Raw genomic sequence first — 22,913 nt, forward strand, 5'->3', positions numbered from 1 at the left:
AGAGTAAAGGTTCTGTGTAAAAAGGGTTTGAATCGGATGTTAAGGTTTTGTAAATCAATGCGTTTTTTTGTATAAAAAAACGCCCACATCATGTGAGCGTTTCTTTTAGTTATCAGAAGACGTTGTGTTTTCTGCATTCTCTTTGATTTTATCTTTATTCTTTTGCTGTGTATCTTCTTTGTCCTGCTTCGATTTCAGCTCAAAATATTTATCCAATACCTCTCTGCCGATTTCGTTGGTAATGGTATATTTAGCGCCATAATCAATATAAGCCCAAGGTACTACGACAGAGATCGCAATCTCAGGATTATCAGCCGGCGCATAAGCGACAAGTGTCGTATTATAAGTCCCTGTTCCTGTTTTTGATTTATCAGGCCCATCATAGAAGGATTGTGCTGTTCCTGTTTTGCCCGCAGGCTGATATGATGCTGAAGCAAATTGGCTGGCTGCTGTTCCTTTTGTCATCACTCGTCTGAAACCAGCCTGTACTTCTTTAATGTATTCACTCTTCATGTCGATTTTATTCAGCACTTCCGGCTGAACGGATTGCACGACAGCACCTATCCCTTTTTCAGCATTAGGTTCTCTGACTTCCTTTACAAGCTGAGGCTTCAAGCGGTAGCCTCCGTTTGCAATCGTTGATACGTATTGCGCCAATTCCAGCGGTGTATACGTATCGTACTGGCCGATCGCATAATCAAGCAAGAATCCCGTCAATCTGTTTGTTCCTTTATAGCCTGTCATTTCATTCGGAAGATCAATACCAGTTTTGACACCCAATCCAAATTGGCTGAAGTAATTCCGGAATGTATCAAAGGCCGTAGTATCAATCGGTAAAGCTTGATGCGGTTTATATTCGCCTTTTCCGAGCGCGATTGCAGTTTTAAACATAAATACGTTAGAAGACTGCTCTAAAGCTCTTTGAATATCAACGTAACCTAAGTTTTTCCATGACTTTTTACCATTTTTATCTTGTCCGATATACAAAGGTTCATCCTGAAAAACCGTATTCAAATTAATAGCGCCGGTTTGCAGGCCGGTCAAAACAGTTGCACCTTTGACAGCTGATCCCATGGCATAGGATGAAGTCATATTTCCTAACGCATAATCATCAAACTTGTATGCTCCGTTTTCTCTTTTAATTTGCTTGCCCGCCATTGTCAGCACTTCACCGTTTCTTGGATCCATCATGACGACGAATGCCCGGTCTAACAGTTGAGTGCTTGGTCTTGCTTTAGCAGATTTGAGGTTTTTCTCAATAATTTTTTCCACTTCTTTTTGTAGATCGATATCAATCGTAAGCACGAGATCTTTACCGGCTTTTCCTTCAGAAACCGTTTTTGTTCCCGTCACATTTCCGTTTGAATCTGTAATATTTTCAACTTTTGCTTTTTGGCCCTGCAGAAGGCTTTCGTATTGGTATTCCAAATAACTTTTTCCAACCCTGTCATTTCGGCTGTAACCAAGAGACAGATAATGGTCGAGCAAGTTGGACGGCAATCCTTCATCAGAGCTGGAAACACTTCCGAGCACTGAGCGAAGAAGGTTTTTATACGGATACTCACGTTCCCAATCGGACGTGACATCAACACCCGGCAGTTCGTCTAAATGTTCACTCACTACTGCCATTTCTTTCGCTGATACATCTTCGTTTTTGATATATTGAGGGGTTAATGCATATCCTGAATCCATCTGTCTTTTGATAGCGAGAATCTGCATGTCTTTATCGGTCAGTTCATTGAGCTGCTTATCAGTAATGCGTTTTAGCTGCAGCTGATATAAATCGTCATCGGATAATTTTTTGTCTTCAACCTGCTGTCTTTCTTTAGAGGTAATCAGCTTTTTCGCTTCTTTCGGTCTAGTCAAAATCCAATAATCTTTTTTATCCCGTTCTGTTACTTTTTTCGTGTCAACTTTAATCATTTCAGACAGCTTTTTAGCGATCTTTAAACGCTGCTCTTGCGTGGTCGATTTAGATCTGGTGTATGTAATTGCATTTAGAGCCTTATTTGTCACAATTGCATTAAAGTTTCGATCATAAATTTTCCCGCGCGGCACCGCCGAGCTAACTTCACTTTGTTCCTGCTTATTAGCTTGATTTCTGTAATCATCGCCTTGCACGATCTGCTTGATGCCCAGTTCCACAATGATCCAGGTAAATATGACAAAGGCAGCCAAGAATAAAATATTCAGCCGGATCGGAAGCGACTTCTTTTTCTCTTTATGTTGCTTTTTTGGTTTATTTCTCCTCATAACATCACCTTTTTCTATTTACAGAAAGAAAAGACACTCAAGTAAGAGTGCCAGTTTTCATTCTAAAGGTTTTTTCGACTTTTTTCTACAGATAACCCCTTTTTGACAAAAAATTATCTTTCTCCTTTTAAAAGATTCGGTTCAGTTACCCGTTTTTGGCCGTCTTCTTCCATGGTTTCATTTTCCTCTTCTTTCTCCTTAAAACGGATATCCTTGATAAAATAATAAATCAGCGGATGTCCTATGCCCAATATCGCAAGTGACAAAGGAATTCCCACATCCTCTTTCAGCAAGGCCATAATGAGGAGAAAACATAAAATAGAGACGATCCTGCCGGCATTTAAATACAATTCCCTCAGCACGATATATTCAATTCTTGCTTTTCTGGCATGCCTCGCCCTACCTATCACATCATATGTAAGTGATACATATGGCACGAGCAAAAGTGGATAGCCTATAGCAATAAATACGCCGTACGTCAATAATGTCGTAAAACTCATATGAAACAGAATCAAAAACAGCGCTCCATACAGAATAAGTCCGCCCAGCAAAATTGATTTTTTTCTGTTTTTTTTCTTAATCAGCCTGGATGCAAAGTAGTAGGCAAAGAAGGAAACAGCTGAGTTGACGAGACCAAATGTGCCGAGGGCCAGTTCGCTGTTTGTCTCAATAAATACAAATACGCTGATTAAAAAGATAAAAATCCCTTCTCTCAAACCCTGAAAAAAATGCGCATTCGTAATTCTCCGCCAGTTCATATTGCTATGACGCTCTCCAAATACTTTGCTCAGCATAAATCGGCCCTTTGATTCTCTCCGCTTTAAAAAAAAGCTCATCACAACAGCCAAGGCAAATAAACTCAGGGAGAGACTGAAAATCACTGTATAACCCGTATTATTTTCAAGCCTCGAGATTACGAATCCCGCTACAATCGGACCGATCATTCCTGCAGAGGAAGACAGAATGCCCATAAATCCGTTGAAAAAGTCCCGGGTATCCGGCTCTGTTATTTCAAAGGTCAGCACGTTAAACGCAAGCCAATAAAAGCCATAGCCCACTCCGAGCACCGCACCGATCAGCACAAGCCGGCTGGCCGCCGTTTCTCCGGCTAAAAGAACACTTAAATAAAAGGCAGCTAAAAAAATCACACCGAACCTTAAAATGAACACTCTGTCTATTTTTTTGGCTAATCGTCCAGCGAAATAAAAGGTTATCGGCTGCATTGTCACAATCGATAAATTATATATCGCCAAATCAATAAATTTCCCTGACTGCTTCCAAAGATACACATTAACAAATGTGTTGGACAGTGCAATTCCCAGCGAGTAAAGCCCGCCAATGGTCAGCAGAAAGAGTAACCCTTTGTTTACGTCTACATCGCCAATCACTTTTTTTAGTTTGTTCATTACTGACTCCCCTTTACTATCCCTTAGTCTGTCTCACTCAAACCGAGATATGTAAAAAGAAGACATAAAAAAACAAGGCCCTATATTGAGGACCTTGCTTGTGTCATTTATTTTGCTTCGCTGTATAGACGAGCCACTTCGTCCCAGTTTACAACATTCCAGAACGCAGAAATGTAGTCAGGACGGCGGTTTTGATAATTAAGGTAGTATGCATGCTCCCAAACATCAAGACCTAAGATAGGCGTTTTGCCTTCAGAAAGCGGAGAATCTTGGTTTGGCGTGCTTGTGATTTCAAGTTTGCCGTTGTTCACAACAAGCCATGCCCAGCCAGAACCGAAGCGTCCAGCTGCTGCAGCTGCGAATTGTTCTTTGAATTTGTCAAAGCTTCCAAATACACTGTTGATCTCATCAGCAAGCGCGCCAGTCGGTTCGCCACCGCCGTTTGGAGATAAAAGTGTCCAGAATAATTTGTGGTTCGCGTGTCCGCCGCCGTTGTTGCGGACTGCAGTGCGGATGTTTTCAGGAACAGAATCAAGATCTGCAACAAGCTCTTCAACTGATTTGTTTGCAAGAGCAGTGTTTCCTTCAACCGCTTTGTTTAAATTTGTAACGTATGTGTTGTGGTGTTTCGTATGGTGAATAGTCATAGTTTCCTTGTCGATATGCGGTTCTAAAGCATCGTACGCATAAGGTAATTCTGGAAGTTCGTAAGCCATGATAATTCCTCCTTAATATATATGTACTGAAATGCCGCTTCACAGCAAGCCTTTCTTCATTCAATGTAACAAAAGAATGCTTTGTAATCAATGAAAATGCTCACATTTTGGCTCATTTCAGCGGACATATTTCACTTTAACCGATAATCCGCCCCATTAAACCTGCCGACTACAATTCTTATAGGACAGTCCATAAAAAATACCCGATCATCAAGAGCTGTATGATGCCTTTTGCAATAACCCCTGTTAAAAAGCCTATGAGCGAGCCGAGACCGATTTTAAACGCTGACTTTAAGTCCTTTTGATGGACGATAAGTTCTGCACAAACCGCTCGATAAACGGCCCTAAGATAATCCCCGCAACCGGAATGACAAAAGGCCCGATTAATAAACCGATCGTGCTTCCCCATATAGCGGCTTTGCTTCCGCCAAACCTTTTGACGCCGAGCAGATTAGACACGTAATCTGCGGCGAATAATACTGCGGCAAAAACAGCTTCAATAAGCCAGAATATATAAGAATACGGACCGAATGAAAACAAAAATCCATACAATACAAACCCGGCAACGATAAATACTACACTTGGAATAACGGGATACACCAGTCCGATAAAAGCGATGATAAATACCGCCGCAATCACCAGCCAATACAACCATTCCATGACATCCATCCTCCCTTTTTACATCCATCTCCCTCATGTCTTCCTTGTATTCACACGCAGGCAACGATACAATAAGCAACATATATTAGTATAGCTAGGAAGTGAAGATAATGAATGTATTTCAGCTTTTCATCAAAAGTACATACTCTCCCCGTGATATTGCAAAAACAAGATTTCAAGGAATCGGAAAAGCGATTCTTTATGTATTTTTGCTCTCTGTCCTTTTTGCAATACCAACCGCTTATTATGTAAGCTCAGGGACCATAAAATCGATGAACGGCTTTAAAACCGTTTTAAACAAAGATTTCCCTGATTTCACAATTTCAAACGGCAAACTTCAAACGGATGAGAAAAAAGCCATGGAATCGCAGGCAAATGGTTTCGTTATCGTGTTTGATCCGACAGACGCCTACGGCACTGAACAAATTGAAGCAAAGCAAAACGCGATCGGCCTCCTTCAGAACAAATTTGTTTTAGCCATTGACGGACAAGCCCAAGAGATGCCTTACTCAATGATCCCGTCAGATTTAAAGAAAAAAGATATCATTGCTGGTTTAAATCAAAATAAAACGATGATCGTAACTATTCTCTCGGCTCTCATTTTCCTCGTAACAGCCGCAGGGAAATTTATTGAAGTTTCCTTTTTAGCGCTTATCGGGGTAATCATTAAGAATTCACAGAAAAAACATCTGTCTTACCATCAGCTCTGGAAGCTTTCTGCTTATTCCATCACTCTTTCAACTGTATTCTTTACGATTATGCGTGCGTTAGAAGTGACAGTTCCTAGTGAATTTTTGCTGAACTGGTTTGTCAACTTTGTCATCCTGTTTCTTGTTTTAAAAGAAATTCCTTCCAAAAAAGCTGCTGTATAATCCGAGACTGCCTTGGCAGTCTCTTTTCTTTTGTCATGAATCTAATTGGACAAGCATACTATGGTATAAAATTTCGTATGCGGGAGGAAAAGCGATGAAGCGTCTCACTTTTGTAAGCAGCTTTGTTTTTATTCTTTTTATTCTTTTTTATGATCTTAAAATTGGAACGATACCCATTCAGGACCTCCCTGTCTACGAAGCATCAGCAAAAACGGCGGCACAAGAACCATCATATAAAACAGTAAAGGTAAACCCGGGTGATACAGTTATGTCGATTGTCGGAACAGCAGGTTCTCCAGACGACATTGTAAAGGATTTCGAAGCACTGAATCCGAATGTGAAAGCTAACGCCATTCAAGCAGGAACAGCGTACAAATTCCCGGTCTACCCTTAATTAACGTTAATTTCTTGTCAGTTTGGCGAAGACACTGTTACAATATAATTTGTAAACTATATTCACATAAACTAGAATTGTTATATCTAGAAGCGGCAACTACAATGAAGGAGCGATTCAAGTGAGTGAAATCACACATCGTACAAAAACGCGTCCCGTCAAAGTGGGACCTTTAACAATAGGCGGCAACAATGAAGTTGTCATCCAAAGCATGACAACAACAAAAACACATGATGTAGAAGCAACAGTGGCGGAAATTAACCGTTTGGCTGAAGCCGGTTGCCAAATCGTCCGGGTAGCATGTCCGGATGAACGGGCGGCAAACGCCATTGCGGATATTAAAAAACGCATTTCCATTCCGCTCGTTGTTGACATACATTTCGATTATAAACTTGCATTAAAAGCCATTGAAGGTGGCGCAGATAAAATCCGAATCAACCCCGGCAACATCGGCCGCCGCGAAAAAGTCGAAGCGGTCGTTCAAGCGGCGAAAGAAAAAGGGATTCCGATCAGAATCGGAGTAAACGCCGGTTCACTTGAAAAACGGATTTTAGAAAAATACGGTTATCCGACTGCTGACGGAATGGTAGAAAGCGCACTTCATCACATTAAAATTCTTGAAGATCTTGATTTTCACGATATTATTGTCAGCATGAAGGCATCTGACGTGAACCTTGCAATCGAGGCTTATGAAAAAGCGGCGAAAGCATTTGACTATCCGCTCCATCTCGGGATCACCGAGTCAGGAACACTGTTTGCCGGCACAGTAAAGAGCGCAGCAGGACTTGGCGCGATTTTAAGCAAGGGCATCGGGAATACCCTGCGCATTTCATTAAGCGCAGATCCTGTGGAAGAGGTAAAAGTAGCAAGAGAGCTTCTGAAATCTTTCGGTTTAGCTTCCAATGCTGCCACGCTCATCTCATGTCCGACTTGCGGCCGTATTGAGATTGACCTAATCAGCATTGCCAATGAAGTGGAAGAATATATTTCTAAGATAAAAGCACCGATTAAAGTTGCTGTTCTCGGCTGTGCCGTAAACGGACCTGGTGAAGCAAGAGAAGCTGATATCGGCATCGCCGGAGCTCGCGGCGAAGGGCTGCTGTTCCGGAAGGGGAAAATTGTCCGTAAGGTCCCTGAGGAAACAATGGTAGAGGAACTCAAGAAAGAAATCGACATTCTTGCTGAGGAACACTATGCAAAGCTTGAAGCTGAAAAAGCAAAATCAGAAGAGACACAAAAAGCTTGACGGGAACCCGTCAAGCTTTTTTGTGTTAGAAGAAAGGAATAATAAATATTCCAAGCACTAATGAGATGACACCGATACCCATCGCCCAAGCTCCAAGGCCTTGGGCACCTCTTCTTCTTGCGATATAGCCGACAATAATACCGGCAGCTCCCAATAAAACAGGCAGTACAAACAATGAAATAATGGACAAGGCTAGAGCAATATACCCTATTCCCCGTCCTTCATTGACATTGCCGCCGCTGCGGTCATTGTCTCGGTCATTGCTGCGGTCAGCAGCACGGTAAGGTTCGGCGACTTCAGCTGCCGTTTCCTCAAAAAAACCATCATTGTCGCGGGTTATATTTGTTCCTTCAGAACCTTGATCAACATAGTAACCGTTGTTATCACGTTTTTCGTAATCGTTTGCCACCTTCAATTCCCCCTTCTGTTTTTATTAAAGGAGCTTTTATAGTTTGATCTATTTCGCCTGATTCATGTTTGCTAAACTTTTCTGTTAATGTCAATTGTTTATGTTACACTTGAAGGGATGAAACTGAAGGAGTGTGGGCATGTTACGCTTAGGAATAGATATTGACGGCACAATTACGGCTCAGGATACATTCGTCCCATATTTAAACCGCTCGTTTAATCTTTCCATTTCATTAAACGATATGACGGATTATGATTTAACAAAGCTGTTAAACATTTCGCAGGAAGAATTTTGGGAATGGATGAATCAAAATGAAGCAACCATATATAAGGAAGCATTGCTTGCACAGCATGCAAAACAGTCACTTGACCTCCTCAAAGAGGAGCACAAGCTTATTTATATTACAGCGAGACGGACTCATTTAACTGATATTACCTATGAATGGTTTGAGAGGCAAAACATTCACTATGACCACATCGAACTCGTTGGCGGTCATCATAAAGTTGAGGCAGTTAAAAATCATAACATCGACTTGTTTTTTGAGGATCATCACGGAAACGCGATGATGATCGCGAAAGAAGCCGGTATACCGGTCATTTTATTCAATTCCCCTTATAATCAGCTTCCGATTGATTCAAACATCATCAGAGTAAACAACTGGCTAGAAGCCGTTCAATGGATCAATAAAAACAAACATCACTTCATACGGGTCAGGAACTGAAAAAGGAGCCACACTGGGCTCCTTTTCTCATTGCAATTACGCAGTCGTGCTTTCTTGATTTTCCGCTGTACAATCAGGGCATGTGCCGTAAATCTCAAATTTATGCCCGCTGACCTGATAGCCATCCAAATCATCACAAAGCTTGTCCATCGGGCATGATTCAATTTCCTTTGTTTTACCGCAGGCAAGACAGATAAAGTGATGATGATGATGGGTAAATGAACACTTAAATCGGAAGAGTTTTTCACCCGACAGCTCGGTTGTTTCCAAAATACCAAGTTCTTCATATAAAGAAAGATTCCTGTAGATTGTATCAAAGCTTAAGCCAGGATAATCATCATTTAATGCAGATAGTACGTTTTTAGCGGTAAGATATCTGTCTGAATCAGCAAAAAGCTGCAGCATATCCTCCCGTTTGTTTGTATATTTATATCCATTTTCTTTCAATAGGTTCAGCGCTTCTTGTACGTTCATGAAGGTTCCCCCTTTTCGCTATGCTCTTAAGAACGTATCACATGTATGAAAAAGAAAATGGCAGCTGTCTGACCAGCAAGCCATTTTCTCTACTGTAGATAAAATTATACCCATAAAATGAATAAAAGTAAATGAAAGCCTAGTGGATTGCGTTTTTGAATTTCCCGCCTCTCGTTTCATGAGTATTCATAATTGTTATGAAAGCATTTTGATCGACTTCAAATACGATCGATTTTAGCTTAGTCACTTCCAGCCTTGTGACAACCGCGTAAATCACGTCCTTTTCTTCGTCCGTATATCCGCCTTTCCCCTTCAGCTTGGTTGTCCCGCGACCGAGACGGTGCAAAATCGCGTCGGAAATCTCATCATACTGATCTGATACTATCATAACAGCTTTTGTTTCATCAAGCCCCTGAATGACGGCATCAATTGTTTTCATCGCTATATAATATGTCATGAAAGAGTACATTGCTTGCTCAGGACCGAACACAAAAACAGCCCAAATGAAAATGAATACATTGATGAGCATAACGAACTCACCTACTGAAAACGGCAGCTTTTTCGTCAGCAAAATACCGAGAATTTCTGTACCATCCATTGAACCTCCGTTTCGAATAACGAGCCCGACTCCAAAGCCGAGTAAAAGACCTCCGAATACAGTGGCCAAAATAGGCTGAGTTGTAATGGCTTCTACATGGTGAAGCGATGATTCAATAACGGCAAGCCCAACAATCCCAATCATCGTAGAGACAAGGAAGGTCTTACCGATATATTTATATCCGAAGATCATAAAAGGAATGTTTAACATGACAACAAATAAAGCGAAATTCAGAATTGGGGTTGACTTAAAGAGGTGGTCTAAAATTAGTGATACACCGATGATCCCGCCATCAATAAAATCATTGGGGATTAAAAATAATTCTATACTTACAGCCGCACATGCAGCTCCTGCCAGAACCATGAAAACCCTGAAAATAAAGTGGGAAAATGTTTCTCTCTTATGTTGTTTTGTTGGGGTCATAAAATCTCCTTTCCTGCAATAACTATTTTAAATACATTATAAATCTATTTTACCATTAAACACTGACACATTTTATTGTTTTGCCCATACATTAAGTCTGGAGGTGGAATGGTCGATGATTTTATTTCAAAGAATTATTTTGCAGCGGCTTAATCAGGCTACTGCTGACGATTTGCTCAAGTACTCAAAACAATACGGAATCAGTTTAACAAGACCGCAGGCCATTGAAGTAGCAAACCTGTTATACGGAAAAAATGTGAACATTTTTAATGAGAGTGAACGAATGCGGCTGCTGAAACAAGTAGAGGCAATTACATCAAAAGAAACAGCCCAAACTGTTAATGAACTATTCAAACAATTTACAACCTAAAAAATGGGGGATAGCTCCCCCATTTTTTATTGCTGTAAAATCTTTTCAAGCAATGTGTCATCAAATTGTTTTTCTTTCAGCATTTCAATCTCAAAACGGTATGGCGGTTTTTTATTCTTTTTATCTTCACCGACATACGGCGTTTCAAGAATTTTTGGAATGTCTTTTAACTGCTCATGGTGAACAACATATTGCAGTGCATCAAATCCGATTTCGCCAAAGCCAATGTTTTCATGGCGGTCTTTTCTTGCACCTTTGACATTTTTGCTGTCATTGATATGAAGTACTTTAATACGGTCAATACCAACGATTTTATCGAACTCATTCAGCACTCCGTCAAAGTCTTCGACAATTTGATATCCGGCATCATGTGTATGGCACGTGTCAAAGCATACTGACAAATGCTCATTGTGCGTAACGCCATCGATAATCTGTGCAAGCTCCTCAAAGCTTCTGCCGATTTCTGATCCTTTTCCTGCCATTGTTTCTAATGCAATTTGGACATTTTGATTCGGATCAATCACTTCATTTAAACCTTCAATAATTTTTTTGATGCCTGCTTCAGCTCCCGCTCCCACATGAGCGCCAGGATGAAGGACAATTTGCTTCGCTCCGATGGCCGCTGTCCGTTCAATTTCAGAACGAAGAAAATCGACACCTAGCTCAAAAGTGGACGGATTTGTCGTGTTGCCAATATTAATAATATAAGGCGCGTGTACAATAATCTCGTCAATGCCGTTTTCTTGCATATGTGCCCGGCCAGCTTCTATATTTAAGTCTTCAATTTTCTTTCGGCGCGTATTTTGCGGTGCGCCCGTATAGATCATAAACGTGTTTGCTCCATAAGAGACTGCTTCCTGGCTAGCTGCAAGAAGCATATGTTTTCCGCTCATAGAGACGTGTGAGCCTATTCTCAGCAACAGGTTCCCCTACTTTCTTTTGTTAGATTGGTTTCTTCTCTGTTTTTTCTTGATTTTCTCCATCTCGTAGCTCATTTTCTTTTTATATCCAGGCTTTACCTTTTTCGGCTTTTTCACAAGACGATGTGCAATTTCATCCGCTTCGTTCGTCGTTTTTTTGCGTTTTTTGCGGCGCTGGCGGTCATCGCCTTTTTTCCACTCGCCCTTTTCAAGCTCTAAGTAATCAAATTCGATGCCCATTTTCTCAAGTCTGGCTAATGCATCCTCATCAGAAAGCTCGTAAATGGTCATCGCTTGTCCTGATGAACCGGCGCGAGCCGTTCTGCCCACACGGTGAATATAGAAATCGAGATCATCCGGCAGCTCATAGTTGATAACATGACTGACACCTTTAATATCAATGCCTCTTGCGGCAAGATCAGTTGCAATGACATAAGTAAATTCCAAATCATTGATTTGCTTCATGACTTTTTTTCGTTCACGAGGCGTTAGTCCGCCGTGCAGCAGCCCGATTTTCAGACCTTTACCAGTTAAATATTGAGCGATATGGTCAGCAGTGTTTTTCGTATTGGCAAACACAATGCCCAAGTATGGATTCAGATGAGACATGATGTCAAAAAGGAGCTTGTCCTTGTCACGATGTTTTGAAGCAATGAGAATATGCTCGATTTTCGCAGCAGTCACCTGTTTCGGCTCCACGTGGGCGTATTTCGGATTTTCCATATATTTTTTCAAAAATGGTTTCAGCTTTTCCGGTATCGTTGCTGAGAACACAAGCATCTGCAGATCCTCAGGCATGCGGGAACCAATATAATCTACATCTGCAATAAATCCCATGTCCAGCATTAAATCCGCTTCATCAATGACGAGAGATTCTGCTTTATGAACACTTAACGCCTGTTCCTTGATTAAATCGGCAATCCGGCCGGGTGTACCGACTACAAGATGCGGCTGTGTCTTCAATTTATCAATCGATTTTTGTTTATCTGTGCCTCCGATAAAACATTTCGAGCGAATCTGGCTGCCTTCCTCACCCTGTGTGATTTTAAGCGCTTCCTGATGAATCTGGTTGGCAAGCTCTCTAGTCGGAGCCGTAATGACAACCTGAACGACATCCTTGCCAGGATCAATTTTGTTTATTAAAGGAAGTAAATAAGCGTGCGTCTTTCCAGTTCCCGTCTGTGACTGGCCGATGACGCTTTCTTTTTTTAACACTGCAGGAATCAGCCTTTTCTGAATATCAGTCGGTTCGTAAAAACCTAGACGGTGTACTGCATCTATAATAAATGGTTTCAATTCATAAAGTTCAAATTTCGTTTCTTTCATTTTTCCCAGCTCCTTAAAGCGGCACATTATGTGTCCATCATCACATTATACCCGATTTTGCTTAAAAACACCACGTTTGCAAGGCGTTTGTTTTATTCAGTTATGTAAAGCAAATACCGCAGCCCATGCATATTCTAATAGCAGAGAGAGCTGAAAGGAGGTACAAGTATGTTTTCACCGCAGCAGCCGATGAGAAATTATCCGCAGCCTGGACCGCCCCGCCCCATGCCAAATCAGCAAATGATGGGCAGAAGACCGCCTAATATGCCAAGACCTTCATTTAGACCGCAGCAGCAAGGTTTTCAGCAATCCGGACAATTTCTTCCTCAGGCAAATGCCGGGGCGAGAAATGGTGCCGGCGGAGGCTTAAAGGGGATGCTGTCAAGGTTCTTACCCGGCGGAGGAGGCGCTGGCGGCGCCGGAGCACCAGGAGCAGGCGCAGCAGCGAGCGGGGGAACAGGTCTGCAAAGCATTCAAAATATCGCCAATCCTGCATCTTTATCCAGTATGCTTGGGAATGTGCAAAAAGTGCTCGGCATGGCACAGCAAGTCACCCCCATGATTCAGCAGTACGGCCCATTAGTCCGCAATCTGCCGGCAATGATGAAGCTGTACAGCCAATTAAGTAAAAGTGATGATACTGAGAACAATGTGGAAAATGAAAATCAAACAGATTCACAAGAAACCTCAAAAACAGAGAACGAGGTTCAAGCCAAAATCTCAGATGGGAACAAAAAATCACAATCTAAAAGTTCTTCTCTATCTAAGAAATCAAAAACATCTGCTCCGAAGAAAAATGAAGATGCCTCTCCTTCTCCGAAAAGAACATCAAGCAGTTCAAAGCCAAGATTATATATTTAACATTCTTTGATATCTGAAGTAAGATTGGCTATAATGAAATTAGAAGAATGCAAGAATAGAGCCGTTTGATTACGGCTTTTTATATTGCCTTTACTCACTTCAGTATTGGAGGACAACCGGAAATGGACGTAATAAAAATTTCGCCGCGCGGCTATTGCTATGGCGTAGTTGATGCTATGGTCATTGCCAAAAACGCGTCACTAGATAAAAGCTTGCCAAGGCCCATCTATATACTCGGGATGATTGTTCATAATAAACACGTCACTGATGCGTTTGAAGAGGAAGGAATCTTTACTTTGGACGGTGCTAACCGTCTGGACATCCTGAAGCAGGTTGAAAAAGGAACTGTTATTTTCACTGCGCATGGTGTTTCTCCCGAAGTCAGAAGAATCGCTGAGGAAAAAGGATTAGTCGCAATTGATGCTACATGTCCAGATGTGACAAAAACTCACAATTTAATTCTAGAGATGAAAGATAAAGGTTACCACGTGATCTATGTCGGCAAAAAAGGGCATCCAGAGCCTGAAGGAGCCGTTGGTGTAGCGCCTGAGATCGTTCACTTAGTTGAAACAGAAGAAGATGTGAAAAACCTTGATATCAAAGCAGAGAAATTAATCGTGACCAATCAGACAACGATGTCTCAATGGGATGTTCACGACATCATGGAGCTTGTCAAAGAGAAATATCCTCATGTCGAATATCATCAAGAGATTTGCCTCGCTACTCAAGTACGGCAAGAAGCTGTATCAGAACAAGCGAAAAAAGCTGACTTAACAATCGTTGTCGGCGATCCGAAAAGCAACAATTCAAATAGGCTCGCTCAAGTGTCAGAGGAAATAGCCGGCACAAAAGCATACCGAATCGGCGACCTAAGCGAATTAAAGCTCGAATGGCTGAAAGGCGTTAATACCGTTGCAGTTACTGCGGGGGCTTCAACACCAACTCCGATCACAAAAGAAGTCATTCGCTTTTTAGAGCAATATAAGCATGAAGATCCATCAACTTGGACAACGGAACACAATATACCGCTCAAAAAAATACTCCCGAAAGTAAAAGCAAAAAACTGAGGCTATATAAGCCTCAGTTTTTTTATAGAAATGCAAATGGATTTGTATCTGTTTCAGAAACAAAGATATTTACGTCCAGCTTTTTATCCTTGCACATTGACGTCAATTTTCTCGTGACGCCTTCTTTCATGATTTTTTCCGCATAATGGCCCGGATCAACAACATTTAGGCCTAGCATCATCGCATCATGAGCAACATGGAAGTATAAATCTCCTGTGACGTAAACATCGGCGCCCTTTCGTTTCGCATGATGAATATACTTGTTCCCATCTCCGCCTAGAACAGCTACCTTCTTCACCAAGCTGTCAGCTTCACCCACCATTCTGACGCCATTCACTTCAAGCTTGTCTTTTACAAATAAAGCGAATTCCTTAAGCGTCATCTCATTTTTAAGTGTTCCGACACGGCCGAGCCCTTTTTCGGCAGGAGACTGTTCGACAGGATAGATGTCGTAAGCGACTTCTTCATATGGATGGCTTTTTATCATTGCCTTTATAACAGCTTTTTCGATGCTTTTAGGAAACACAGTCTCTAGCCTAACTTCATGAACAAGCTCAAGCTCTCCCACTTCACCGATAAAAGGCTTAGCGCCGTCCAATGGCTTAAAGCTGCCGATTCCTTCAGATGAGAATGCGCAATGGCTGTATTCGCCGATATGGCCGGCTCCCGCATTTCCAAGCGCTGTTCTGACCTTCTCTTCATATTCCTTCGGCACGTATACGGCCAGCTTTTTCAGAGGATCAGTATAAGTAGGAACCAGCACCTCCGTTTCACTCAGCTCTAATGCTTCAGCAAGCAAGTCATTTACGCCGCCGTCCGCAATGTCTAAATTTGTATGGGCTGCATAAACAGCGATATCATGCTTCAAACACTTTTCAATTAACCTACCTGCAGGCTGATCTGTTGAAATATGCTTGAGCGGCCTGAAAATAGGAGGATGGTGTGCAATAATCAAATCAACCTCTTTTTCAATCGCTTCATCAATAACACTCTCCAACACATCAAGTGTAACCATCACATTTTTAATCGGTTTATTTAAAGTGCCGATTTGCAGGCCGATTTTATCGCCTTCGACCGCATAGGCTTTCGGGGAAAATTGTTCAAACAGTTGGATAATCTGCTGTCCATTTTCGCTTTTAGCCATGATTGATAACCTCCTTTAGCAGTTGCATTCGATCGGCGAGCTCCTTTAATTTCTCTTTATTTTGCTCTGTACTTGCAGCTCGGCTGATCTGTTCATATATGTTTTGCGTGTGCTGAAGCTCTTGTGTCCATTTTTTCAAAAAGACAGCACTCTTTTCTTTTGCCAAGAAAGGGCCGACGAGCATACCAGCTGATAAAGAAATACCGGCATAAGCCGCATCTCTGTCTCCCGCTTCAGCGACAAGCACCTCATAGCACTTTCCGTCTTCTTCCAAGATCGCTTCATCTGTCAGCGCATATCCTTCTTTATAAAGCCACTCCCTGATATGAACAGCATGAATATTCGGCTGTAAAATAAGACGTTCTTTCCCCGTTAATTTGTCTTTACCCGCTTCTAAAATGTGAGCGATTAAAGAACCGCCCATTCCTGCAATCGTAATGGCATCGGCTTCACCTTTTTTAATGACTTCCAGGCCGTCTCCCTGTCTTACAGAAATGTGCGTACTTAAACCTGATTTTTCAACCTGCCGCTTGGCAGACAAAAACGGGCCGTCTGTTATTTCTCCCGCAATTGCCCCGCTGGCTTTATGATTCAGCACTGCATAACAAGGAAGGTAAGCGTGATCAGACCCGATATCGGCCATCACCGCTCCATTCGGTATGTATTTCGCTACTGTTTGCAACCGTTTAGATAAATTTAATTCGTTCACTTTTCATCACAACTTTTCTCAATCATTTTTTCCTATACTATCATATAAAAAATCAGCCCGGAATCCAAGCTGAGCGAACGATTTTCAGTCTTTTCTTTTCATGTGTGTCTACATACGCAGACAAAAATAAAAGGCTGTCGAGAACATCTCGGCGGCCTGAGAACGTATTAGGAGAAAGGTAGATTTTTTATTTAATTTTTGACACCCACTCTGCCATATCATCTAGCTTATCAGCCGGAACAAGACCGGAAGGCATTCCATTGCCACCTTCTTCGATCTTTGTTTTAATGTCACTGACATCTTTTTTATCCCCTACACCTTTTAAGCTCGGACCGGAAACACCTTCATAATTTTCACCATGGCACGAGATACAGTTTGCCTTGTAAATATCCTCCGGTGAAGCGTTTGCATCTTCCTTTTCAGCAGATTTACTTTCTCCGCCGCTTGCAATCTCCCGAGAGTCATCAAGCCCCTTTACTGATAAAAAGAAAGTTAGACCAATTCCTAAAACAGCGATTAATAAAAATGGAATAAGCGGGTTCCATTTCATTTCCCTTCCCCCTTTTTGATCCTTCCCCCTATGTAAACACTTCTAATTCTAACTTATTTTTACAAAAAGTAAATGGATTGCTATTCAAAAGTTTTTTATTCACAATTTATACAAAATTGAATAGAAACATGCCTATTTCTCTGATATCCATCTTATTCTATTGTATAATGCATTGTATACGCTTACAATAGAAAATATGGAATCATATTTGAAATTTTTCATCACATTGTCCATTTGCAAATGACATCATTTTTCAGTAAAATAAAGGCATATTATCCATATACATTTTTGAAAAAAAGAAGAACGGATCTGCAAGACCCGTTCCATCTTATTCGAGGAAATCTTTCAAACGTTTACTTCTGCTAGGATGTCTTAGTTTCCGCAACGCTTTGGCTTCGATTTGTCGAATACGCTCTCTCGTTACTCCAAATACCTTGCCGACCTCTTCTAATGTTCTTGTACGGCCGTCATCAAGACCGAATCGAAGACGCAATACATTTTCTTCACGATCAGTTAACGTATCAAGTACATCTTCCAGCTGCTCTTTCAATAGCTCATATGCGGCATGGTCTGATGGTGAAGTTGCTTCCTGGTCTTCAATGAAATCACCAAGATGCGAATCATCTTCTTCACCGATCGGTGTTTCCAGCGATACCGGCTCTTGTGCGATCTTTAAAATTTCACGTACTTTTTCAGGTGTTAAATCCATATCTTCCGCAATTTCTTCAGGTGTTGGCTCTCTGCCTAAATCTTGTAGCAGTTGACGCTGCACACGGATTAATTTATTAATGGTTTCAACCATATGAACGGGAATCCGGATCGTTCTCGCCTGATCGGCAATGGCGCGAGTAATCGCCTGTCTGATCCACCATGTAGCATACGTACTGAATTTATAACCTTTACGGTAATCAAATTTTTCAACGGCTTTCATCAGACCCATGTTACCTTCCTGGATCAGATCAAGAAACAGCATTCCGCGTCCGACATACCGTTTTGCGATACTGACAACAAGCCGTAGGTTCGCTTCAGCCAATCTGCGTTTAGATTCTTCGTCACCCTCTTCAATCTTTTGAGCGTAGGCGATTTCTTCTTTTGCAGAAAGAAGGTTAACCCGGCCGATTTCCTTTAGATACATACGAACTGGGTCATTGATTTTGACGCCAGGCGGTACACTTAGGTCATTAAGGTCAAATTCTTCTTCGGCTTTGGCAAGCTGCTGAATATTAGGATCTTCTGTTTCTTCATTCTCACTAATTAATTCAACACCTTGTTCACCTAAAAATTCATAATACTCATCCATTTGGTCTGATTCAATTTCAAAGCTGGACATACGCTCGGCAATTTCTTCATATGTCAAAACGCCACGTTTTTTACCAGACTCTGTTAATTGCTCTTTCACTTGGTCGAATGTTAATTCTGTCTCGTGGGTTTGTTTATCAGCCATTATGGATCCCTCCTTCCAAAGCTTGCAACGAATTCTATAAGCGGTATGATTCTTATTCGGTCCATTCAGGCGTTTTCTATGTGAACTGCCTTTAATAATGTGCGAATAATGAAATGACAATTCATGATGAGGTTAAGCGATCTATTTGCTCCTCCGCAAGGAATCATTGCCAATAAATGCTCCTCACCGGTTTTTCAGTTATTTTAAAGATCGGTTCAATGTAACGATTTCTTGAGCCAGAGAAGCAGCTCTTAAAAAATCTTTTTGTCTTTCGGCTTCGGCTCTTTCCGCCTCTTTTTCTTTTATCATTGACCAATTTCTTTGATTCAACACTTTTTTTACATAATCTGATAACTCGGCTTCGCTGAGCTCTTGATTAATCTGAAGCATTAGTATATCTGACAAGAGCTGGCTAATTTGATCATCCGTCACCCTGGCCATCAGATGCTGAGGCGTCAACTCGGCACCTTCTTCATAAAAAGCGTAAAGATAGGCGGCTAATGCGCGGTGCTCATCAATGTTAAATTGAAAGCCTACGCGGTCGATCACTTTTTTGATAACGCTCCGATCTCGAAGCATATGGGCGAGTAACAGCCTTTCTGCATTTTCATACGCCGGACGCAGACGTCTTTGCCTTGCTTTTGTCGTCAGATGCGCTCGCCGTGTTTTCGTTTCACCGCCATTGTCAGCAGGTTTATTTTGCTTGCTGAAAACAGACAGCTGCTCGGTTAAAGACTCCTGTGAAAGCGAAAACTCTGAAGCAAGCTGTTTTACGTAGACTTCCTGCTCAAGGGACCCTGAAAGCGTGCTGATTTCTTTCAGTACGTCTTTAATGTAAGCTAAGCGGTCTCCTTCATCAGACAGGTTCTTTCCCTTGCGGAAATATTGCATTTTGAACGCCATTACGGTGACACTGGCGTCGATAATGTCGTTTTTAAATTTTTCCCCGCCGAACTTTTTGATGTAATCGTCAGGGTCCAATCCGTCAGGAATCATTGCAACTCTGACTTTGCAGCCTTTATTTTGCAGAAGATCTGAAGCTTTTAAAGTGGCTTCATAACCGGCTTTATCAGAGTCATAGCAAAGAATGATTTCTTCGACATTTCTTCTCAAGATCTTGACATGATCATCTGTCAGAGACGTTCCCATTGTAGCTATGCTTTCTTTTACACCCGAGCTTACAGCCGATATGACATCGGCAAATCCTTCAAATAAGACCGCTCTTTCCTGCTTTCTGATATGAAGGCGGGCTTTATAAAAATTGTAAAGCAGTTTACTTTTATGAAAGAGCGGTGTTTCAGGACTGTTCATATACTTAGGCTGCTGGCTGCCAAGAGCCCTGCCTGAAAAAGCAACAACAGCTCCGTGATGATCATGGATTGGAAACATGACGCGGTTTCTAAAACGGTCAAAATATCCGCTTCCGTCTTCTCGTCTGATCAGGAGACCCGCTTTTTCCATTTGCGCCTCACTAAAGCCTCTCTTTACGAGAAATTTCGTAATGAAGTCCCAAGAATCAAGAGCATAGCCGATCTGAAACTCATCAATCAGCTCTTTCGTAAAGCCTCTTGAAAGCAGATAATCCAGCGCCTCTTGACCTTCTTTTGTATTTATTAACAAATGATGGTAAAATTTCTTCAGGAGCTCATGAGCCTCAGCCATTTTTTGTTCTCCAGAAGACTCTGGCCGGGCCCCGGAATGGACTGTTATATCATCTGGAAAATCAATTTGGTATTTGTCAGCAAGGTGAGAAACCGATTCGGCAAATGAATAGCCTTCCATCTGCCTTAAAAAAGAGAAAACATTGCCGCCCGCTCCGCAGCCAAAGCAATGAAAAATCTGTTTGTCGGGCGATACGGAAAACGAAGGTGTGCTTTCTCCATGAAAAGGACAGAGTCCAAAGTAGTTTCGGCCTTGCTTCTTTAATTGAACGTAATCACCTATGACTTCAACGATATCTGCCGACTTTTGCACCTGATCCACAATTTCATCTGGTATCCGATTTCCCATCTTATAACACTCCGTCGTACATTATTCGATGCTTTAGTGCAAAATCCCTTCATCATTCGACAGGATTTTTTGCAGCAGAGTAATAAATCGTTCTCGATCTTCTTTATTCAATTTTTTAGGCCCTTTGGCGTATATGCCTTTTCTCCTTTGTTTGCCGGAAAAATGACGGCTCTCAAGAGCAAAATCAATCGTGCCTTCTTTGTAAAGACGCCCTCTTTCCGACATGACGGAGACATTTCTGTTCAACAGCAGGGATGCTAACCCGATGTCCTGCGTCACAACAATATCTCCCGGTTTTACGTGATTTGCGATATATAAATCAGCAGCTTCTTTATGAGGATCAACATATTTCCATTTTTCTTCATTGCTTCTGGAAAGCTGATAATGTTCAAATGAAGCGACAAAAAGAACTTCAACTTCATACTCAGATGCTGTTTGTAAAATTTCATCTTTTACCGGACAAGCATCTGCATCGACAAAAATCGTCTTTTCTTGTTCATTAAGAAGAGTAATTCTCCATCCCTCCATTAAACTCCTGCATAAAAGCAAGCAAAATCGCACATCCTTTATCAATGCGGACGTATATGAATTTGTCGAAAAATTTCCGGGAGAAATTCTTGACATCTTACCCATAATAGTTTATTCGTATCACACGAACCTTAAACCTAAAATTAATCATTTTATCACAATTTTTTATTATAATACAAACTTCACAAAGATGCTATTATTTTTCATTATTCCCTATTTGCATAGCCAAAAACCCAGGATAGAGCGTCCTGAGTTACATATTTTTTGTTTTGAGATGATGGATAATATTTGCTGTTTCTTCAACCGCTTTATTTGAAACATCAACAACCTGGCACCCGATCCTGTCCACAATTTTTTCGAAATATTCCAGTTCCTCTTTGATTCTGTTGATATTTGCATAGATCGCTTTGTCATTAAGCCCAAGTGATTTTAACCGTTCTTTTCTGATATGATTCAGTTTATCTGGGCTAATCTTTAAGCCAATGCATTTTTTCGGATCAACGTTAAAGAGTTCTTCCGGCGGGTCAACCTCGGGAACAATCGGAACATTTGCAACCTTCAGGCGCTTGTGGGCGAGATATTGAGACAGCGGGGTTTTAGACGTTCTGGATACCCCGATCAAAACGATATCAGCTTTTAAAATCCCTCTTGGATCACGTCCATCATCATATTTAACTGCAAACTCGATCGCTTCCACTTTTTTAAAATAGTCTTCATCAAGCTGGCGCACCCGCCCCGGTTCGTATTTCGCCGTTAAACCGTAGGCTGTTTCCATTTTATCAATTAACGGGCCGATAATATCATAATATAAAACATTTGCTTTATCCGCTTCGGCAATCAAATATTCTCTGATTTCGGGCACAACTAGTGTGAAACAGATAATGCCGCCGTCTGCCTTTGCAAGTGAAATCACTTCATTGATAGTGCCTATATCTTCAACATAAGGAATTCTTCTGACATGTGTATCGTCCGCTGAACCGTTAAATTGGCTGAGCGCTGCTTTTACTACCAATTCAGCTGTTTCACCGACGGAATCCGATACAACATAGATGATGCGGTTATTCATATTATCCCCCCGTTAGTTTGCGATCTTATAGGATTTCATTTTCAGATAAACTGACAAGTATTTTTGTCATATTTGTTTTTGTCACTCTCCCGATTACTTCAAAGCCTTTATCGGTATCTTTGATGACAGGCAGTGCATCAATTTGTTTTTCTATCAAATGCTTTGCAATGTCCATCACATAATCCTCGCGTCTGCACACCGTAATATTCGGCATCCTTGTCATGATGATGTGAACAGGGACAGATGTAAGCTCCTGCTGGCCTATGCTCGCTCTCAGCAAGTCTTTTCGTGAAAGCACCCCGACTAATACAGCATCACGGTCCACCACAAACAGAGTACCTACATCTTCTAAAAACATGGTGCAAATCGCATCGTACACAGAAACATTTTCATGAATCACGACGGGGATAGATTGAAAGTCTTTCACCTGAAGCTTTTTGAGTTTATCCGCCAAAAGCTGTGTTCCGGTTTTTCCAGTGTAGAAATAACCGACTCTCGGACGCGCCTCAAGGAATCCTGACATGGTGAGTATGGCTAAATCCGGACGCAATGTTGCTCTGGTTAGGTTCAGCTTTTCTGCAATATGCTCCCCTGTAATCGGCCCGTTTTCTTTTACAATCTGCAAAATATGTTCTTGCCGTTTATTTAGTTCGATCGTACTCACCACCTTTTTACTTCATATCTATGTAAAGAAATAATAATCCATATTATATCGTAAATATCTTGTAATCAAACAAAAAACTTAT

23 protein-coding genes and 1 pseudogene are annotated in these 22,913 nt (G+C 41.4%); 7 read left to right on the forward strand and 17 right to left on the reverse strand.

Annotated elements, in window-relative coordinates; all coding sequences use genetic code 11:
- Positions 1–105: 105 nt before the first annotated feature.
- The 4 genes and pseudogenes from pbpA to MOF34_RS10395 all read right to left on the reverse strand — a co-directional run bounded on the left by pbpA (position 106) and on the right by MOF34_RS10395 (position 5,035).
- Positions 106–2,253 (reverse strand): penicillin-binding protein 2A, encoded by a 2,148-nt coding sequence (gene pbpA, locus MOF34_RS10380; RefSeq protein WP_268400101.1) that lies wholly within the window; start codon positions 2,251–2,253, stop codon positions 106–108.
- Positions 2,254–2,366: 113 nt separating this feature from the next.
- Entirely contained in the window at positions 2,367–3,659 is a 1,293-nt protein-coding gene (locus tag MOF34_RS10385; protein WP_268400102.1) for an MFS transporter, read from the reverse strand.
- Between the two features lie 107 nt (positions 3,660–3,766).
- On the reverse strand, positions 3,767–4,375 hold the full coding sequence (gene sodA, locus MOF34_RS10390) for a superoxide dismutase SodA (protein ID WP_041905668.1): 609 nt from the start codon (positions 4,373–4,375) through the stop codon (positions 3,767–3,769).
- Between the two features lie 178 nt (positions 4,376–4,553).
- Positions 4,554–5,035: pseudogene (locus tag MOF34_RS10395) on the reverse strand (DUF456 domain-containing protein).
- Positions 5,036–5,145: 110 nt separating this feature from the next.
- Between MOF34_RS10395 and MOF34_RS10400 the strand changes: the two are divergent.
- From MOF34_RS10400 to ispG, 3 genes are all read left to right on the forward strand, one after another.
- Complete coding sequence (locus MOF34_RS10400; protein WP_268400103.1) at positions 5,146–5,907, forward strand: DUF1189 domain-containing protein; 762 nt, start codon at positions 5,146–5,148, stop codon at positions 5,905–5,907.
- A gap of 94 nt (positions 5,908–6,001) precedes the next feature.
- Positions 6,002–6,301, forward strand: a complete 300-nt coding sequence (locus MOF34_RS10405) for a LysM peptidoglycan-binding domain-containing protein (protein WP_019714994.1) — start codon at positions 6,002–6,004, stop codon at positions 6,299–6,301.
- Between the two features lie 115 nt (positions 6,302–6,416).
- On the forward strand, positions 6,417–7,547 hold the full coding sequence (gene ispG, locus MOF34_RS10410; protein ID WP_080010325.1) for a flavodoxin-dependent (E)-4-hydroxy-3-methylbut-2-enyl-diphosphate synthase: 1,131 nt from the start codon (positions 6,417–6,419) through the stop codon (positions 7,545–7,547).
- A gap of 25 nt (positions 7,548–7,572) precedes the next feature.
- Here the strand turns inward: ispG and MOF34_RS10415 are convergent, their stop codons facing one another.
- The gene (locus tag MOF34_RS10415; protein ID WP_080010326.1) at positions 7,573–7,962 is read right to left on the reverse strand and encodes a DUF308 domain-containing protein; all 390 of its coding nucleotides are present in this window, start codon (positions 7,960–7,962) and stop codon (positions 7,573–7,575) included.
- Between the two features lie 133 nt (positions 7,963–8,095).
- Between MOF34_RS10415 and MOF34_RS10420 the strand changes: the two genes are divergently transcribed.
- Entirely contained in the window at positions 8,096–8,677 is a 582-nt protein-coding gene (locus MOF34_RS10420; RefSeq protein ID WP_019714997.1) for a nucleotidase, read from the forward strand.
- Positions 8,678–8,713: 36 nt separating this feature from the next.
- Here the strand turns inward: MOF34_RS10420 and zur are convergent, their stop codons facing one another.
- Together zur and MOF34_RS10430 are read right to left on the reverse strand one after the other, a co-directional pair.
- The gene (gene zur / locus MOF34_RS10425) at positions 8,714–9,151 is read right to left on the reverse strand and encodes a zinc uptake transcriptional repressor Zur (RefSeq protein ID WP_019714998.1); all 438 of its coding nucleotides are present in this window, start codon (positions 9,149–9,151) and stop codon (positions 8,714–8,716) included.
- 139 nt (positions 9,152–9,290) lie between these two features.
- Positions 9,291–10,172 (reverse strand): YitT family protein, encoded by an 882-nt coding sequence (locus tag MOF34_RS10430; RefSeq protein WP_268400104.1) that lies wholly within the window; start codon positions 10,170–10,172, stop codon positions 9,291–9,293.
- A 115-nt stretch (positions 10,173–10,287) separates the two neighbouring features.
- Here MOF34_RS10430 and MOF34_RS10435 point away from each other — a divergent pair, with 115 nt between their 5' ends.
- Positions 10,288–10,542 (forward strand): DUF2624 domain-containing protein, encoded by a 255-nt coding sequence (locus MOF34_RS10435; protein WP_019715000.1) that lies wholly within the window; start codon positions 10,288–10,290, stop codon positions 10,540–10,542.
- Positions 10,543–10,568: 26 nt separating this feature from the next.
- Here the strand turns inward: MOF34_RS10435 and MOF34_RS10440 are convergent, their stop codons facing one another.
- Together MOF34_RS10440 and cshB are read right to left on the reverse strand one after the other, a co-directional pair.
- Positions 10,569–11,462, reverse strand: a complete 894-nt coding sequence (locus tag MOF34_RS10440) for a deoxyribonuclease IV (RefSeq protein ID WP_019715001.1) — start codon at positions 11,460–11,462, stop codon at positions 10,569–10,571.
- Between the two features lie 9 nt (positions 11,463–11,471).
- Complete coding sequence (gene cshB / locus MOF34_RS10445; protein ID WP_019715002.1) at positions 11,472–12,788, reverse strand: DEAD-box ATP-dependent RNA helicase CshB; 1,317 nt, start codon at positions 12,786–12,788, stop codon at positions 11,472–11,474.
- A 168-nt stretch (positions 12,789–12,956) separates the two neighbouring features.
- Between cshB and vrrA the strand changes: the two genes are divergently transcribed.
- Together vrrA and MOF34_RS10455 are read left to right on the forward strand one after the other, a co-directional pair.
- Positions 12,957–13,649, forward strand: coding sequence for a VrrA/YqfQ family protein (gene vrrA, locus MOF34_RS10450; RefSeq protein WP_268400105.1), 693 nt, complete (start codon positions 12,957–12,959; stop codon positions 13,647–13,649).
- 122 nt (positions 13,650–13,771) lie between these two features.
- Positions 13,772–14,716, forward strand: coding sequence for a 4-hydroxy-3-methylbut-2-enyl diphosphate reductase (locus MOF34_RS10455; RefSeq protein WP_019715004.1), 945 nt, complete (start codon positions 13,772–13,774; stop codon positions 14,714–14,716).
- Between the two features lie 22 nt (positions 14,717–14,738).
- On the opposite strand, the gene MOF34_RS10460 is transcribed toward MOF34_RS10455, so the two are convergent.
- The 8 genes from MOF34_RS10460 to ccpN all read right to left on the reverse strand — a co-directional run bounded on the left by MOF34_RS10460 (position 14,739) and on the right by ccpN (position 22,831).
- Positions 14,739–15,860, reverse strand: a complete 1,122-nt coding sequence (locus MOF34_RS10460) for a Nif3-like dinuclear metal center hexameric protein (RefSeq protein ID WP_268400106.1) — start codon at positions 15,858–15,860, stop codon at positions 14,739–14,741.
- On the reverse strand, positions 15,853–16,503 hold the full coding sequence (trmK, locus tag MOF34_RS10465) for a tRNA (adenine(22)-N(1))-methyltransferase TrmK (RefSeq protein ID WP_268400180.1): 651 nt from the start codon (positions 16,501–16,503) through the stop codon (positions 15,853–15,855). Before trmK ends, MOF34_RS10460 begins: the two co-directional genes overlap by 8 nt.
- A 253-nt stretch (positions 16,504–16,756) precedes the next feature.
- On the reverse strand, positions 16,757–17,119 hold the full coding sequence (cccA, locus tag MOF34_RS10470) for a cytochrome c550 (RefSeq protein WP_019715007.1): 363 nt from the start codon (positions 17,117–17,119) through the stop codon (positions 16,757–16,759).
- 328 nt (positions 17,120–17,447) lie between these two features.
- The gene (rpoD, locus tag MOF34_RS10475; RefSeq protein ID WP_003226225.1) at positions 17,448–18,563 is read right to left on the reverse strand and encodes an RNA polymerase sigma factor RpoD; all 1,116 of its coding nucleotides are present in this window, start codon (positions 18,561–18,563) and stop codon (positions 17,448–17,450) included.
- 198 nt (positions 18,564–18,761) lie between these two features.
- Positions 18,762–20,573, reverse strand: coding sequence for a DNA primase (dnaG, locus tag MOF34_RS10480; RefSeq protein ID WP_268400107.1), 1,812 nt, complete (start codon positions 20,571–20,573; stop codon positions 18,762–18,764).
- A 33-nt stretch (positions 20,574–20,606) separates the two neighbouring features.
- On the reverse strand, positions 20,607–21,101 hold the full coding sequence (locus tag MOF34_RS10485; protein ID WP_268400108.1) for a YaiI/YqxD family protein: 495 nt from the start codon (positions 21,099–21,101) through the stop codon (positions 20,607–20,609).
- A gap of 253 nt (positions 21,102–21,354) precedes the next feature.
- Positions 21,355–22,167: a pyruvate, water dikinase regulatory protein gene (locus tag MOF34_RS10490; protein ID WP_003226219.1), complete on the reverse strand. Its 813-nt coding sequence runs from the start codon at positions 22,165–22,167 to the stop codon at positions 21,355–21,357.
- A 25-nt stretch (positions 22,168–22,192) separates the two neighbouring features.
- Positions 22,193–22,831, reverse strand: coding sequence for a transcriptional regulator CcpN (ccpN, locus tag MOF34_RS10495; RefSeq protein WP_003237058.1), 639 nt, complete (start codon positions 22,829–22,831; stop codon positions 22,193–22,195).
- Between the last annotated feature and the right edge of the window lie 82 nt (positions 22,832–22,913).

Origin of the sequence: Bacillus sp. T17B1 (genome assembly GCF_026796395.1) — a bacterium.
Classification (GTDB): domain Bacteria; phylum Bacillota; class Bacilli; order Bacillales; family Bacillaceae; genus Bacillus; species Bacillus spizizenii_A.